Below are 15,113 nucleotides of genomic sequence, written 5' to 3' on the forward strand. Positions count from 1 at the left end.
GCACGCTTATGCGGGGACGGTAGTCGAGGACTAGGGTATATGTGGTGCCTGTCCCTGGATCTGCACAGTCGGCTTACGCCGCCGGCGTCGAGCAGTTGCTGGCAAGTTATCGATCCATCCCCGCGACTGCGTCCGTCCGCCTCGCCAAGTCCACCTCAAACCTGTTCCGCGCCCGCGTCAAACGCGATGCGCGAGGCCTGGATGTGTCAGGACTGACCGGTGTCATCGGTATCGATCCCGAGGCCCGCACCGCCGATGTGGCCGGCATGTGCACCTACGAGAACCTGGTCGCCGAAACACTGCAATACGGCCTATCGCCACTGGTGGTTCCGCAGCTGAAGACCATCACCCTGGGCGGAGCGGTCACCGGCTTGGGTATCGAATCGGCGTCGTTCCGCAACGGCCTACCCCACGAATCGGTGCTGGAGATGGATATCCTCACCGGCTCCGGCGAACTTCTCACCGTATCGCCCAACCAGCACTCCGATCTGTACCGTGCGTTTCCTAATTCGTATGGCACACTGGGATATTCAACTCGGCTTCGAATCCAGCTGGAGCCGGTCAGTCCGTTCGTCACACTGCGGCACATCCGTTTTCACTCGTTGACAGCGATGGTCGCCGCGATGGAACGGATCATCGATACCGGCGGAGTGGACGGTGAGCCGGTGGACTATCTCGATGGGGTGGTTTTCAGCCCCGACGAAAGCTACTTGTGCATAGGCACGCAAACGACGACGCCGGGCCCGGTCAGTGATTACACCGGCGGAGACATCTACTACCGGTCGATCCAGCACGATACGGAAACCAAAGAAGACCGGTTGACCATCCACGATTACTTCTGGCGCTGGGACACCGATTGGTTCTGGTGCTCACGATCGTTTGGTGCGCAGAACCCGCGGCTGCGCCGTTGGTGGCCGCGGCGCTACCGGCGCAGCAGTGTCTACTGGAAGTTGGTGGCTGCCGATCAGCGCTTCGGAATCACCGCCCGGATCGAGAAGCGCAAGGGTCGTCCCGCACGGGAGCGGGTAGTACAGGACGTCGAGGTGCCAATCGAACGGACCTGCGAGTTTCTGGAGTGGTTCGCAGACTTCGTGCCCATCTCGCCAATCTGGTTGTGCCCGTTACGGCTTCGTGATCACGCCGGCTGGCCGCTGTATCCGATCCGGCCGGACCACAGCTACGTCAACATCGGGTTCTGGTCATCGGTGCCGGTTGGCGCCACCGAGGGCGCCACCAACCGCAAGATCGAGGAGAAGGTGAGTGCACTCGACGGGCACAAATCGCTGTACTCCGACTCCTACTACACCCGCGAGGAATTCGATGAACTCTATGGCGGTGAGGCGTACAACATCGTAAAGAAGGCTTATGATCCCGATTCGCGTCTGCTGGATCTCTACGCAAAGGTGGTGCAACGACGATGACAGCGACAAAGGAGACGAGCCAGCCCACCCGCATCTCTTGGGGCAAACTGAGCATGGCCGAGATCCTGGCGATCTTCACCGCCACGGGGCAGCAACCGCTGAAGTTCACGGCGTATGACGGCAGCACCGCCGGGCAACCCGACGCGCGACTGGGCCTGGACCTTCGGACTCCCCGCGGCGCCACCTACCTGGCCACCGCTCCCGGCGAACTCGGAATTGCCCGCGCCTACATATCGGGCGACCTGCAGACGCACGGTGTGCATCCCGGCGATCCATACGAACTGCTCAAGACGCTGACCGACCGGGTTGACTTCAAACGGCCGTCGGCGCGAGTGCTGGCCAATGTCGTGCGCTCAATCGGCGTGGAGCATTTGCTGCCGATCGCGCCGCCACCGCAGGAGACGCCGCCTCGGTGGCGCCGGATCGCTAATGGCTTGCTGCACAGTAAAACCCGCGACGCCGAGGCCATCCATCACCACTACGACGTCTCCAACACCTTCTACGAGTGGGTGCTCGGGCCGTCGATGACCTACACCTGCGCGGTCTATCCCAACGAAGAGGCGACGCTGCAAGAGGCGCAAGAGAACAAGTACCGGCTGATATTCGAGAAGTTGCGGCTACAGCCGGGTGACCACCTCCTCGACGTCGGTTGCGGCTGGGGTGGCATGGTGCGCTACGCCGCCCGACATGGCGTCCGGGTGATAGGTGCCACGCTATCGGCCGAGCAGGCGAAGTGGGCGCAGCAAGCGATCGAGGACGAAGGATTGGCCGACCTCGCGCAGGTGCGGCACTCCGACTACCGCGATGTGGCCGAGATCGGCTTCGACGCGGTTTCGTCGATCGGGCTAACCGAGCACATCGGCATCAAGAATTACCCCTTCTACTTCGGATTCCTGAAGTCGAAGTTGCGCACCGGCGGCCTGCTGCTCAATCACTGCATTACCCGCCACGACAATAGGTCCACTTCCTTTGCCGGCGGGTTCACCGACCGCTACGTCTTCCCCGACGGGGAGCTGACGGGCTCGGGACGCATTGTTACCGAGATCCAGGAGGTCGGTTTGGAGGTGTTGCACGCAGAGAACTTCCGCCATCACTACGCCATGACGCTGCGCGACTGGTGCCGCAACCTCGTCGAACACTGGGACGACGCGGTCGCTGAGGTCGGCCTGGCAACCGCCAAGGTGTGGGGCCTGTACATGGCGGCTTCGCGGGTGGCCTTCGAACAAAACAACTTGCAGCTGCATCACGTGCTGGCCACCAAGATGGACACCACGGGCGGCGACAACTTGCCGTTGCGGCCCTGGTGGCAGCCGTAAGCTCGCCAGGTCGCCGTCAAACGTTGTCGATGCGGCGGGCGCCCAATTCATTGTGCAGCAGCTCGAGCGCAACCTCTTCCGGGTCCCGACGCGGAGCCGACGAGTCGCTCCGGCCGGCTTCGGCAAGCATGTGCTCCTCTTCGTCGTGCTGAGCGGAATTCGCTTCGGGGGCGGGCTCTTCCGCCTTGGGCGGCAACGAATTCGCCGCTCCGCCAGCGGATGATGTGCCCACCGCCGGCTCCGGCGCACCGGTCTCACACCGCACCCGCCAGTTGACTCCCAGCGCGTCTTTGAGGGCCTCGGCGATGACATCGGCGTTGCGCTGCTCGGACAGCCGCCGCGCCAGCGGTGCCGAATCATGGGTTAGCACCAGTGTGTTGTCCTCTACCGCACGGACGGTGGCGCCCGCCAACATCACCTCGGTGGTGCGGCTACGCTTCCGCACTTTGTCGCGCACCGTCGGCCACATGGACCGAACCGCCGCCGCGTTGGGTTCGCCAGGGGCCGTTGCTGGCGCTGGCACCGGAGCCGGTTCGGCCGCTGGCTCGTGTTTCGGCTCGGCAGCCGCGGCTGGCCGGGGTGGTGAGGTGGGCGCAACCGGTGCAACCGGTGCTGCCGGTGCAACTTGCGCGGCCGGTATCGACATATCCAACCGGGTCTCGATCCGTTCGACCCGTTGCAACAGAGCCGATTCCGCGTCGCTCGCCGACGGCAGCAGCAGTCGCGCGCAAACCACTTCCAGGAGCAGACGCGGGGCCGTCGCACCGCGCATCTCACCCAGCCCGGCTTGCACCACTTCGGCGTATCGGGTCAGGGTCGCCGGCCCGATCCGGGCCGCTTGCTCCCGCATCCGATCCAGCACGTCTTCGGGCGCATCCACCACCCCGCGGGATGCCGCGTCGGGAACCGCTTGCAGCACAATCAGATCGCGGAATCGTTCCAGCAGATCGGTGGCGAAGCGCCGTGGGTCGTGGCCGGCGTCGATCACCGATTCGACCGCCCCGAACAACGCGGCCCCATCCGAGGCGGCGAGCGCGTCGACCGCATCCTCGATCAGCGCGACATCGGTGACCCCCAGCAGCCCCAGCGCGCGCTGGTAGGTCACCTGACTGCCGTCCGGGCCGTGTTCGGAGCCGGCTACCAACTGGTCCAGCACCGAGAGAGTGTCCCGAGGGGAACCTCCGCCGGCCCGGATGACCAGCGGGTACACCGCATCGTCGACGACGACGCGCTCCTGCTCGCAGATCCGCGCGAGCAACGCGCGCATGGTGCGCGGCGGCAGCAGCCGAAACGGGTAGTGATGGGTGCGCGACCGAATCGTCGGCAGTACCTTCTCCGGCTCGGTGGTGGCGAAGATGAAGATGAGGTGTTCGGGCGGTTCTTCCACGATCTTGAGCAGCGCGTTGAAGCCCGCGGTGGTCACCATGTGCGCTTCGTCGACGATGAACACCCGGTACCGCGACTGGGCCGGTGCGTAGAACGCGCGGTCCCGTAACTCGCGGGTGTCGTCCACGCCGCCGTGGCTGGCGGCATCCAGCTCTACCACGTCGATGCTGCCGGGCGCGTTGGGCGCCAACGCGGCGCAGGATTCGCAGACCCCGCACGGGTTGGCGGTGGGACCCTGCGCACAGTTCAACGACCGCGCCAGGATGCGCGCCGACGACGTCTTTCCGCAGCCGCGCGGCCCGGAGAAGAGGTACGCGTGGTTGATCCGGCCGGCGTCCAGGGCGATCGACAGCGGCTCGGTGACATGCTCCTGCCCCACCACCTCGGCGAAGGTTGCCGGTCGGTACTTGCGGTAGAGAGCCACGTCAGCAGGTTACCGGCGCGGGGCGACGATGCCGACCCAGGAGGGGCGGCGCAGGAAGCGGGGCAGAATCTCCGGCCCTCACCGCGCAGTGGGCGCCGGGGTCGCCTGGTTGAGCAATGCCTCGGTTGCCGCCAGCAGCGCGCAGGTCGCCAACCCGTCAACCGCGTTACGCAGGTCCGCCAGTGATGGGAGTGTCGGCGCGACCCGGATGTTCTTGTCCTCCGGATCTTTTCGGTACGGGAACGTCGCACCCGCCTCGGTAACCGCTATGCCAGCATCCTTGGCCAGTGCGACGGTCCGTCGCGCGGTGCCGGGCAGCACGTCGAGGCTGCTGAAATAGCCGCCCTTGGGCTCGGTCCAGGAGGCGATCTTCGAATCGCTTAGCCGCTGATCCAGAACTTCGGCCACCAACGTGAATTTCGGCGCCAGTATCTGCTGATGGCGCAACATATGCAGGCGCACCCCATCGGCATCGCCGAAGAAGCGCAGATGCCGCAGCTGGTTGACCTTGTCCGGGCCGATCGACCTCTTCCCGGCGTACTGCAGGTACCAGGCGATGTTGCCCAGCGATCCACCGAAGAAGCTGACGCCGCCGCCGGCGAAGGTGATCTTCGAGGTGGACGCGAAGACGTAGGGCCGGTTGGGGTTGCCGGCCTTGGCGGCCAGCCCGAGCACGTCGACCTGGCGGGGGAAATCCAGCGTCAGGGTGTGGACCGCATACGCGTTGTCCCAGAACAAGCGAAAGTCAGCTGCTGCCGTCCGCATCTGGACCAGCCGACGAACCGTTTCCCAGGAATAGGTAACCCCGGTGGGGTTGCCGAAGACCGGTACCGTCCACATTCCCTTGATGGCCGGGTCGACGGCCACCAGTTCTTCGATCAGGTCGACGTCTGGCCCGTCCTGCAGCATCGGGACCGGGATCATCTCGATACCCATCGTCTCGGTGATGGCAAAGTGCCGGTCATAGCCGGGCGCCGGGCAGAGGAACTTTACGCTCGGCTCGTCCTTCCAGGGCCGCGGCGAGTCCACGCCGCCGTACAACATGGAGAAGGCGACGAGGTCGTGCATCAACTCCAGGCTGGAGTTGTTGCCAGCGATCAGGTTCGGTACCGGGATACCGAGCAGCTCGGCGAATATGGCCCGTAGCGCGGGCAAGCCGTGCTGGCCGCCATAGTTGCGGGTGTCGGTGCCCTCCGGGTCGCGGTAGTCGTTTCCAGGCAGGGTCAGCAGCTGATTGGACAGGTCGAGCTGCTCAGCGGACGGCTTGCCGCGCGTGAGGTCCAAGGCCAGCCTCATGTCCTGCAGCACCGCATAATCCTGCTGGTGACGAGCATGCAGAGCCGCTAGCTCCGCAGGGCTGAGCGAATCGAACGACACCATGCGGCCCTTTCGCCGTCGAAAACCGTGGGTATACCGGGGTCCAGTCGGGCCCCCGACCGAAGGGGACCCCGCGCACCCGACAGAGCCCATTGACCCTTGCTGCCTTCCGGCCCTGGGGGAGTTCACAGGATAGACGCCGCGCGGGGTCCACCGGCGAGTCTAATACCTGGGCTGGAACCGCCACCGGCGACCGCGGAACACCGGAACGGCCTCAGCGGCTACCATATCCTGCGGAGGATTCGCCTAGTGGCCTATGGCGCTCGCCTGGAACGCGGGTTGGGTTAACAGCCCTCGCGGGTTCAAATCCCGCATCCTCCGCAATTGGTCGCACCATTTCGAGGCGCGGGCAAGCACGACGTGGGTTCTGGTGGCCTTAGGATGGCTCGAGCCCACCAGCATGAGGAGGGGTATGGGGCGCAAGGTCGCGATGCTGTGGCATGCATTGTTCACGATCGGCGCTGGCGTTCTCTACTTCTATTTCGTATTGCCCCGTTGGCCCGAGCTGATGGGTGACACCTCGCATTCGCTGGGGACGACGCTTCGGATCGTGACCGGCGCGCTGGTCGGCCTGGCCGCGCTGCCGGTGGTGTTCACGCTGTTGCGCACCCGGAAACCGGAGCTGGGCACTCCGCAGCTGGCGTTGTCGATTAGAACCTGGTCGATCGTGGCTCATGTACTGGCCGGTGTGCTGATCATCGGCACCGCGATCAGCGAGGTCTGGATCAGCCTGGACGCCGCCGGCCAGTGGTTGTTCGGGATCTACGGGGCGGCCGCGGCGATTGCGGTGCTCGGGTTCTTCGCGTTCTACCTGTCGTTTGTCGCCGAACTGCCGCCGCCACCGCCGAAACCGCTCAAGGCGAAGAAGCCCAAGCAGCGACGTATTCGCCGCAAGAAGAGCGACAAGGGCAGCGCGGCCGAGGCGGAAGAGGCCGAAGAAGCTGACGAAGCCGAAGAGGCCGAAGAGGCCATCGAGGTCAAGGCTGGCGACGCGGAAGAAGCCGAGCCGGCAGCGCAGGCGGAGGAGGAGCCCGTCGAGGCTGGCACGAAAAGCCCGGAAAGCCCCGAAACCGAACCCGATTCGGCCGCCGAGGAAGCCCCCGCCGCCGAGACCGGTGCTGGCGAGGAGCCCCGGGGCGGGTTACGGAATCGCCGCCCCACCGGCAAAACCTCACATCGGCGCAGACGCACGCGAGGCGGTGTCAAGGTCGCCGAGGTCGAGGAATAGACCACCGTGGCGATCGCAAGCGCGGCGAAGCCGAGCGCGTCAGCGGCGCGCCAGACGTTCTAGGAAGTCGGCGATGCGCTGCCGCGTCTGATCAGCACCCCACAGCTGGCGCACCTCGCGATCGATATCACCGGACGCACGGATCCGCGCCAGAGTGGGAGCTCGCAGCTGCGCTTTGGTATGGCGGTAGGCGTCGGCGGGGATCTCGCCGAGGCCGGATGCTTCCGCAACCGCCGCCTCGATGAGACCTTCAGCGACAACGTCGTGCACAAGGCCGCAGGCGATAGCCTCGGCTCCTCGATAATTGCGCGCCCCGAGCACCACCTCCTCGGCGCGGTCCCCGCATGCGTAGCGCATGACCTGAAGCGCGGCGACCGGGAACGGCACACCGACGCGTACCTCCGATGCCCCAATCGGCGCATCGGGGCTGGTCAAGCGGCGATCGCAGGCACACGCCAGCACACACCCGCCCGCGATGGCGGCGCCGTTGATCGCGGCCACCGTCGGCCCCGGATAGCTGAACATCGCCTCAAACGCGGCCGACAAGGCCGGGATCAGCCGATCGGTGTAGTCCGCCCCGCCTCGCAGCACCCGGTTGAGGTCCACGCCGGCGCAGAACACCCGGCCGGCACCGGTGACGACGAGCGCGCCGCCGCCTGACCGCCGCAGCTCGCCAAGGGCCCCGGTCAGCTCTTCTAGCAGCTCTACATCGAGGGCGTTGACCCGTCCCGACGACAGGGTCAACATTCGCACGTGCGCTGGCGTGGTTTTCACAACCTGGACATCGATCACAGTGACAGACTCCATCACCGCGCGGGATGCGCCAAGTGGACCGCCCGAAGAGCGGCTAGCCGGAAAATCCGTGCCGATGTTGGGATCGGTAGCGGTTCGGACGTTCTGTACTTGCTCCAGGTGACGACGCCAACGGGGCGGCGCAAAACGGAAGGAAGTCGAAGCCGGACCCAGGTCCAGGTGGGCGGCACCGACCTGCCGGGCCTGGACCCCGCCTCGGTGACCTGCGTCAAGCAGGGCAACAAGATCGGCATCGGCAGCGGGTCGACCGGGGGCCAGCGACAGGCGCTGGCGGTGGTGCTGACCGACGAGTCCACGCCGAGGGTCGAATCGCTGGCGTTAGTTGTCGACGGCAACGCCTTATCGGTCAGCGACAACATGGGGTACGAAGGTCGGATCGGCCAAGGTGACGGTGGACGGCAAGACCTACACCACCACGGGTCAGGCACAGGACGCTGATTTGAAGAACCCGATGGCCGACATGATCACCAAGGAGTTCAACATCAAGGTGACCTGCGGTTGACCGAGGAGTACTCCGGGCGGCGGGCGTGCAGCGCACGGCCGCCGCCGCGGACTTGTGATGCAGCCGTGTCGATCCGCGGCGGATCAAGGCCGTGCTGGAATCGCAGCTGGAACGGCAGGTGGCCGGATGAGATTGGTCACCGAATCCGGCCTCTGGCACACCGGGCCCGGCACAGCGGAATCGCCGCTGGCCGCGGTGCTGGAAGTCAGCGGCGCGGTGTTGTCCTCGGCGATCGACGACCCGCCCGACGACGCCGCAACCCGGATCACCTTCACCGATCTGTCCCGCGCCGACTGGCTGTGGCGCGTTCTCGGTGAGTCCGGGCACGTGGCCTTCGCGGCCGCGGTGCACGGCCGCGCGGTCGACGAACCACACGGCGTCGAGCTAACCGGGATCGACATCGTGCCGGGATCGGTCGCCCCGGTTCGGCGGCTAGCCGTGGGCCATTGGCAGCGACGGTGGTGGCCGGCCAGTCGGAGGGACGGTATCGCCGGCCTGGATCGTGCCCTGCTTGACGTCGCGGTCGCATTGCTGACGATCGGCATGCAGGACTTGTTTACCGACGACACGCTGGATTCGGATGCGGTGGAGCTGCTTTCGCCGCACGCCGCCGCGCTGGTCACCCACGCCCAGGCCGACGATCCGCGGATACGCGACCTGGCGCGAGCGGGTGCCGAGCTTGCCGACGAGATTGGCGTGGACGGCGTCGGGTGGCCGGAATTGTCTGCTTCTCTTGAGGATTCGCTTGCCACGGGTGCCCCGAACACCGGGCGACGAGCGGACTACGCGCTGGCGGCCTCGATCAACTGGGCTGCGGTTCCGCCCGGGCTCTTCGATGCGGCCGCGGACACCGTCGACTGGGCCGTCGAGGCGGCCGAACCGGTCGTGGTCGGGGTGGTGCACGCGGCGGTCATCGGGCCGGATCCGGCGACCGGTGTTGCGGTGCGCGTGCAGTCCGGAGGCGTCAGTGGCGCGGCCGCGCAGTGCTCCCCCCGGTCGACGCACGCCAGCGGCCGATCACGGAATCGGCGGCCTGGAACCATGATTGGCCGGATACATCGGTGCTCGTCGGCGCCGACACATCTGCGGGCACGGAATCCCGCCAAACGCGGGGGCGGATCCGCCGCTGGGCGCGGGCGCGGTTGGACCGGCCAGCCGAGGGCGCCTTCCCGGCCGAAACCCGGGCTAGCGAATCCGGCTACCGACGCCCAGAGCATTCCCTATGCTGAGCGAGTGCCAAACATCCTTCGGATCGTGCAATGGACCACCGGAAATGTCGGCAAGAGCTCGCTGCGGGCGATCGCCGCCAACCCCGCGCTCGAACTGGTGGGGTGTTACGCCTGGTCGCCGGGGAAGGTCGGTCGGGACGTCGGCGAGCTGTGTGGCATTGCGCCGCTAGGGGTGGCCGCCAGCAACGACGTCGACGCGCTGCTGGCCCGGAAGCCGGACTGCGTGGTTTACAACCCGATGTGGATTGACGTCGACGAGCTGGTCCGCATCCTGTCGGCGGGCGTCAACGTGGTGACGACGGCGTCCTTCATCACCGGGCACAATCTGGGCCTCGGCCGCGAAAGGATCCTGCAGGCCTGCCACAGGGGCGGCGCGACGATCTTCGGATCCGGCGTCAGCCCCGGCTTCGCCGAGCTGCTGACCATCGTGTCGGCGATGGTTTGCAACCGAGTCGACAAGGTCACCGTCCACGAGGCCGCCGACACCACGTTCTACGACTCCCCGGCGACGGAGCAACCGGTGGGCTTCGGCCAGCCGATCGATCACCCGGAGCTGGCGGCGATGACCGCACGCGGAACGGCCATCTTCGGTGAAGCCGTCCGGTTGATCGCCGACGCACTGGGCGTCGAACTCGACGACGTCCACTGCCGGGCCGAGTATGCCCAGACCACAGCCGATCTCGACCTCGGGTCCTGGACCATACCCGCGGGATGCGTCGCGGGTGTCCACGCGAGCTGGCAGGGGGTGCTCGGCGGCAAGCCCGTCGTCGAGCTCAATGTCCGGTGGCGCAAAGGGCAGACGCTCGAACCCGATTGGAAGATCGACCAAGACGGCTGGGTCATCCAGATCGATGGGCAGCCAACGGTGAAGACCACCGTCGGCTTTCTGCCGCCGCCGTACTTCCAGGCCGAGACGATCGCCGACTTCATGGTGCTCGGCCACATTATGACGGCGATGCCCGCGGTCCACGCGATACCGGCCGTCGTCGCCGCCCCACCCGGCATCGTCACCTACAACGAGCTTCCGCTGACCCTTCCCCGCGGCGTGGTGCCGGCGAGTTAAGCCTCACCCGCGGCCGCTTTGTCCGGGACCGCAGCGGTTTTGGAGTAGGTCGCGCCCAGCTGGGGGACCTCGAGGAAGCCCGTGTGTCGAGCGGCTTCGATGGCAGTGCGCAGCGGGCGGGCCAAGCGCGCGAATGACCCCATGTCGAACAGCATTGGCGTCAACAGCCGGTTGTGCACGAAGCCGAAGGAGCTGGCGGTGTCGGGATCGGCCCAGCCGAGGGTGCCGCCCAGACCGACATGCCCGAACCCGTTGAGTACGCCCGGAACCGGCGACTCGTGGTAGCCGAGGTGGAAGGGCATGGGCAGCACCAGGTTCGCGTCCGGCCACGCGATTCGCGGCCGCCCGGTCAGACCACGCACCAACTCTTTGGATAGGTACTTCTTTCCGTCGATCCGGCCATCGTTGGCCAGCGCGCCATACATCTTTGCTAAGGCGCGGCCGGTCACCACACCGTTGGCCCCGGGGACCTCACCGTCCAGGAACGGGGTGTCCCCTTGCACAAGGGATTTGACGCCGGGAAAGTACATCGCGCCGAAGCCGCCGGAGAACGGCAGCCCGGCCACCTTCGGCGCGATGAAGTTGAAAATCGGGGTGGGCAGCTTGGACTGGGGTAGCAGGATCTGCGCGACCTTGGTCGGCGAGCCGGCGGGCGGGCGGCCGAGATGCAACCCGTCGGTCTTGAGCGGACGCGCAACCTCCTGACGGATCAATTCGCGCATGCCCTGACCAGTCACCGCGCGGGCCAGTCCGGACAGCAGCCATCCGTAGGTCAGCGCGTGATATGCCTGCACGCCGCGCAGGTGATCGGGAGCCGACGCCGCCAACCGCCGCTCCATTAGGAGGTGATCCATCAATTCCGTTTTGGTGACGCCCTTCAGGTGCGAAAGCCCGGATCGATGCCGCATGACATCGTGCACGGTGATGTCACCCTTGCCGTTGGCGGCGAATTCCGGCCAGTATTCGGCGACGGGCGTCTCATAGGACAGCAAGCCCCGATCGGCCAGCCGGTGAATTACCGTCGACGCGACACCCTTGGTTGCCGAGAACACCATCGCTCCGGTGTCTGCGGTCCAGAATTCGGTGCCGGCCCGGTCCGACCACCCGGTCCAGACGTCCACGACCGGCCGGCCCGCGATGTAGACGCTTAGGGCTCCGCCGCCAAAACGGCGCCCGGGAAACAGTTGCACAAACAGCTTGACCACGTTGGCGAAGTGCGGGTCGGCGGCACCGGAAACACCGCGAGGCAAACCATCGCCGGTGACGAGAACGGTGGTGGGTGTCACGGCGCCTCTTCCCGATGCGGTGCACTCACGGCAGTGACGTTATCAGCCAGCTCAGGCCCGCAAATCCCGGCAATCGAACGCCCGCCTTCAAGCCTCCCGACGAACCACCAGGGTTGAGAAATGGATCTTCTGGCTATCCCAAATTCCAACTAGCATCGAGGCCAGGTAAGGGTTCAGCTATGGCGCGACACGGTTGGGTACGCATGGACGTCATCAAATTGGCTCGCCGGCTTGCGGTCGCGGTGGGCGCGACAGCGGCGCTGACCACGTCTGCCCTCCTGAGTTTGCCCGTCCCGACGGTGTCCGCCGAACCGTGTCCAGACGTCGAGGTGGTGTTCGCCCGCGGCACCGCGGAGCCACCCGGTATTGGCGCTGTCGGAGGACTATTCGTCGATGCGCTGCGTGCACAGATTGGTGCCCGGTCGCTCGGGGTGTACGCCGTCAATTACCCCGCTAGCAATGACTTCGCCAGCAGCGACTTCCCCAAGACGGTCATCGACGGGATTCGCGACGCGAGTTCTCATATCCAGACCATCGCGACAAGCTGCCCCAACACCAGGCAAGTGCTGGGCGGATACTCCCAAGGCGCGGCCGTCGCCGGGTACGTCACCGCGGCCGCCGTACCGCCGGGTGTCCCCGCGGACGCGGTGCCGGCGCCGATGGCCCCGGAGATTGCGAACCACGTCGCCGCGGTCACCCTTTTTGGCGCACCGTCGGCTCAATTCCTGGGTCAGTACGGCGCGCCGCCAATCGCCATCGGCCCGCTGTATCAGCCGAAAACGCTCCAGTTGTGCGCGCAGGGCGATTCGATTTGCGGTGACGGCAACAGCCCGGTCGCGCACGGTCTTTACGCGGTGAATGGCATGGTGGGCCAGGGCGCGGATTTCGCCGCAAATCACCTGTAGCGACAACTGTGCTGCCACCCCAGCGACGGGCTGGGCGGTGATCCAATGCAGAATGCCACCATGCGCGTTCTGGTCACCGGCGGTACGGGATTCGTGGGCGGCTGGACAGCCAAGGCGATTGCTGACGCGGGCCACTCCATCCGCTTCCTGGTGCGAGATCCGGCACGGCTGAAAACTTCTGTCGCGAAACTGGGCGTCGACGTGTCGGACTATGCGGTTGCTGACATCTCGGACCGCGACTCGGTGCGGGAGGCGTTGACCGGATGCCACGCCGTCGTGCACAGTGCCGCGCTGGTGGCTACCGACCCCCGTGCGACGTCGCGGATGCTGAGCACGAATATGGCGGGCGCCCAGAATGTTCTCGGTCAAGCCGTCGAGCTCGGAATGGATCCGATCGTGCACGTGTCGAGCTTCACCGCGCTGTTTCGGCGCGACTTGGCGACGCTGAGCGCCGATCTGCCGGTTGCCGGCGGGACAGATGGATACGGACAATCCAAAGCCCAGGTCGAAATCTATGCGCGCGGTCTTCAGGACGCCGGCGCACCGGTGAACATCACCTATCCCGGCATGGTTCTCGGCCCGCCGGTTGGTGATCAGTTCGGTGAAGCCGGGGAGGGCGTCCGGGCCGCGTTGTGGATGCATGTCATTCCGGGGCGCGGCGCGGCGTGGTTGATTGTCGACGTCCGAGATGTGGCGGCACTGCACGCGGCATTGTTGGAGCCCGGGCGTGGGCCGCGCCGCTACACCGCGGGAGGTCATCGGGTTCCGGTGCCCGAACTCGCGAAAATGCTCGGCGAGGTCGCCGGCACCACGATGCTAGCCGTCCCGGTGCCCGATACCGCGCTGCGTGTCGCGGGGTCGGTACTGGATCAAGCCGGGCCGTATCTGCCTTTCAATACGCCGTTCACCGCTGCGGGGATGCAGTACTACACACAGATGCCGGAGTCCGACGATTCGCCGAGCGAACAGGAACTCGGCATCTGCTACCGGGATCCGCGCGACACCGTCGCCGACACGGTCGCGGGCCTGCGCGGCGTGGACAGCTAGGTACGCTCGGGGGGTTCTGCCGTCTGTTCATCGGGGGGCGAATTCTTCAGCCACTTCTTTAGCCGAAGAAGTTCGTTGACGACGATGCCGATCCCCAGCAGGACGACCAACGTCACCACGATCGCGGTGGCCACGCAATCCATGGTGACAGGCTCGGTGTCTTATGGTGTGGATAGCTGCCACAACCCGGTCGAAGGGATGCGCGGTGCCGATAGCGGATCGTGACCCAGAGCTACGAAGGAGGCTTCGCCGCGCGGTTCTTGATGCCCCGGCCACCGCGGATGCGGCCCTGCGCCGGTCCGCATACGACGGAGCGGACGTGCCGGAGCCGCTAACTGAATACGTGGACAAGCTGCGCCGGCACGCCTACCACGTGCAGGACCACGACATCGAGCGCGCCCGCAACGCCGGCTACTCGGAGGACCAGATATTCGAGGTGACCGTTGCCGCGGCGCTTGGCGCCGGTGATGCCCGCCTGCGGGTGGGGTTGTCGGCCCTCAACGAGGCCTTGCGGTGAGGCTGGGCGGCATCGCTCGCGGGCGGCCGGCCGGCCGCGTGGTGTTCGCGCTGATGCGACAGCTGACCGGTCGCGACGTACCCGACATCATCAAGGTGCGCTACTACCGGCCGCGGTTCTTCGGCAAGCCGTTCTTTCAACTCGCTCAGGCGCTACTGCGCGGACCATCGCCGTGGACCATCGGCGAGCGGGAACTCTTCGCGGCGTTCGTATCGGCGAAAAACAGCTGTCAATTCTGCGCCACCACTCACGAAGCCGTCGCTTCGGCGGTCCTTGATCCCTCGATAACTGCCGCGGTGGTTGCCGATTGGCGCACCGCCGAGATCGACGACCGGGTAACAGCCACCTTGGCCCTGTTGGAGAAACTGACCCTCAGGCCCGACGAAGTGGGACCCCTTGATATGCGTGCGGTGCTGGAATCCGGTGTCAGCCCCGAGGCACTCCGCGATGCGATTGAGATCTGCGCGTTGTTCAACACGATCAACCGGGTGGCCGATGGCCTCGACTTCGCCCTACCCACGACCGCCGAGGGCGCGTTCAACGCTCGGGTTCTACTTAGGGTGGGGTATCGCTGAACGCCGAGTCGGCATAGCCAGGCT

13 protein-coding genes, 1 tRNA gene, 1 other RNA gene and 1 pseudogene are annotated in these 15,113 nt (G+C 66.1%); 10 read left to right on the forward strand and 6 right to left on the reverse strand.

Annotated features, from left to right (window positions below; all coding sequences use genetic code 11):
* Positions 1-41: 41 nt before the first annotated feature.
* Together AADZ55_RS22230 and AADZ55_RS22235 are read left to right on the forward strand one after the other, a co-directional pair.
* On the forward strand, positions 42-1,421 hold the full coding sequence (locus AADZ55_RS22230) for an FAD-binding oxidoreductase (protein ID WP_085325634.1): 1,380 nt from the start codon (positions 42-44) through the stop codon (positions 1,419-1,421).
* Entirely contained in the window at positions 1,418-2,737 is a 1,320-nt protein-coding gene (locus tag AADZ55_RS22235; RefSeq protein ID WP_207569104.1) for a class I SAM-dependent methyltransferase, read from the forward strand. The genes AADZ55_RS22230 and AADZ55_RS22235 overlap by 4 nt, the downstream gene beginning before the upstream one ends.
* 16 nt (positions 2,738-2,753) lie before the next feature.
* Here the strand turns inward: AADZ55_RS22235 and AADZ55_RS22240 are convergent, their stop codons facing one another.
* From AADZ55_RS22240 to ffs, 3 genes are all read right to left on the reverse strand, one after another.
* Positions 2,754-4,547, reverse strand: a complete 1,794-nt coding sequence (locus AADZ55_RS22240; RefSeq protein WP_085325636.1) for a DNA polymerase III subunits gamma/tau — start codon at positions 4,545-4,547, stop codon at positions 2,754-2,756.
* A 78-nt stretch (positions 4,548-4,625) separates the two neighbouring features.
* A complete protein-coding gene (locus AADZ55_RS22245) occupies positions 4,626-5,924 on the reverse strand; it encodes an aminotransferase class I/II-fold pyridoxal phosphate-dependent enzyme (RefSeq protein WP_085325659.1) in 1,299 nt (432 codons plus the stop codon).
* A 60-nt stretch (positions 5,925-5,984) separates the two neighbouring features.
* Positions 5,985-6,079, reverse strand: an RNA gene (ffs, locus tag AADZ55_RS22250) — signal recognition particle sRNA small type.
* An 80-nt stretch (positions 6,080-6,159) separates the two neighbouring features.
* On the opposite strand from ffs, the gene AADZ55_RS22255 reads away from it, so the two are divergent.
* Both AADZ55_RS22255 and AADZ55_RS22260 read left to right on the forward strand, forming a co-directional pair.
* Positions 6,160-6,245, forward strand: a tRNA-Ser gene (locus AADZ55_RS22255).
* 91 nt (positions 6,246-6,336) lie between these two features.
* Positions 6,337-7,152, forward strand: a complete 816-nt coding sequence (locus tag AADZ55_RS22260) for a hypothetical protein (RefSeq protein WP_085325637.1) — start codon at positions 6,337-6,339, stop codon at positions 7,150-7,152.
* Positions 7,153-7,191: 39 nt separating this feature from the next.
* On the opposite strand, the gene AADZ55_RS22265 is transcribed toward AADZ55_RS22260, so the two are convergent.
* Complete coding sequence (locus AADZ55_RS22265; protein ID WP_242670179.1) at positions 7,192-7,944, reverse strand: enoyl-CoA hydratase/isomerase family protein; 753 nt, start codon at positions 7,942-7,944, stop codon at positions 7,192-7,194.
* A gap of 111 nt (positions 7,945-8,055) precedes the next feature.
* On the opposite strand from AADZ55_RS22265, the pseudogene AADZ55_RS22270 reads away from it, so the two are divergent.
* Together AADZ55_RS22270 and AADZ55_RS22280 are read left to right on the forward strand one after the other, a co-directional pair.
* Positions 8,056-8,467, forward strand: a pseudogene (locus tag AADZ55_RS22270) (lipoprotein LpqH).
* Positions 8,468-9,700: 1,233 nt separating this feature from the next.
* Positions 9,701-10,759, forward strand: a complete 1,059-nt coding sequence (locus tag AADZ55_RS22280) for a dihydrodipicolinate reductase (protein WP_085325638.1) — start codon at positions 9,701-9,703, stop codon at positions 10,757-10,759.
* Here AADZ55_RS22280 and AADZ55_RS22285 read toward each other — a convergent pair.
* Positions 10,756-12,045: a serine hydrolase domain-containing protein gene (locus AADZ55_RS22285; RefSeq protein WP_085325639.1), complete on the reverse strand. Its 1,290-nt coding sequence runs from the start codon at positions 12,043-12,045 to the stop codon at positions 10,756-10,758. The two genes, AADZ55_RS22280 and AADZ55_RS22285, sit on opposite strands and share 4 nt — an antisense overlap.
* Before the next feature lie 203 nt (positions 12,046-12,248).
* Between AADZ55_RS22285 and AADZ55_RS22290 the strand changes: the two genes are divergently transcribed.
* Both AADZ55_RS22290 and AADZ55_RS22295 read left to right on the forward strand, forming a co-directional pair.
* Positions 12,249-12,950 carry a cutinase family protein gene (locus AADZ55_RS22290; RefSeq protein WP_085325660.1) on the forward strand — a complete coding sequence of 234 codons (702 nt, stop codon included), beginning with the start codon at positions 12,249-12,251 and terminating at the stop codon, positions 12,948-12,950.
* A 60-nt stretch (positions 12,951-13,010) separates the two neighbouring features.
* Positions 13,011-13,997: an NAD-dependent epimerase/dehydratase family protein gene (locus tag AADZ55_RS22295; RefSeq protein WP_165759408.1), complete on the forward strand. Its 987-nt coding sequence runs from the start codon at positions 13,011-13,013 to the stop codon at positions 13,995-13,997.
* Here AADZ55_RS22295 and AADZ55_RS22300 read toward each other — a convergent pair.
* The gene (locus AADZ55_RS22300; RefSeq protein WP_165759404.1) at positions 13,994-14,131 is read right to left on the reverse strand and encodes a hypothetical protein; all 138 of its coding nucleotides are present in this window, start codon (positions 14,129-14,131) and stop codon (positions 13,994-13,996) included. The two genes, AADZ55_RS22295 and AADZ55_RS22300, sit on opposite strands and share 4 nt — an antisense overlap.
* A gap of 71 nt (positions 14,132-14,202) precedes the next feature.
* Here AADZ55_RS22300 and AADZ55_RS22305 point away from each other — a divergent pair, with 71 nt between their 5' ends.
* Both AADZ55_RS22305 and AADZ55_RS22310 read left to right on the forward strand, forming a co-directional pair.
* Positions 14,203-14,514, forward strand: coding sequence for a hypothetical protein (locus AADZ55_RS22305; protein WP_085325641.1), 312 nt, complete (start codon positions 14,203-14,205; stop codon positions 14,512-14,514).
* The gene (locus AADZ55_RS22310; protein WP_085325642.1) at positions 14,511-15,089 is read left to right on the forward strand and encodes a hypothetical protein; all 579 of its coding nucleotides are present in this window, start codon (positions 14,511-14,513) and stop codon (positions 15,087-15,089) included. Before AADZ55_RS22305 ends, AADZ55_RS22310 begins: the two co-directional genes overlap by 4 nt.
* Positions 15,090-15,113 lie beyond the last annotated feature (24 nt).

The organism is Mycobacterium decipiens, from assembly GCF_963853665.1.
GTDB classification, from domain to species: Bacteria; Actinomycetota; Actinomycetes; order Mycobacteriales; family Mycobacteriaceae; genus Mycobacterium; species Mycobacterium decipiens.

Coding starts and splice junctions, on each gene's coding strand:
- AADZ55_RS22295 (WP_165759408.1), top strand. CDS start 13,011: ATGCGCGTTCTGGTCACCGGCGGTACGGGATTCGTGGGCGGCTGGACA.
- AADZ55_RS22235 (WP_207569104.1), top strand. CDS start 1,418: ATGACAGCGACAAAGGAGACGAGCCAGCCCACCCGCATCTCTTGGGGC.
- AADZ55_RS22260 (WP_085325637.1), top strand. CDS start 6,337: ATGGGGCGCAAGGTCGCGATGCTGTGGCATGCATTGTTCACGATCGGC.
- AADZ55_RS22290 (WP_085325660.1), top strand. CDS start 12,249: ATGGACGTCATCAAATTGGCTCGCCGGCTTGCGGTCGCGGTGGGCGCG.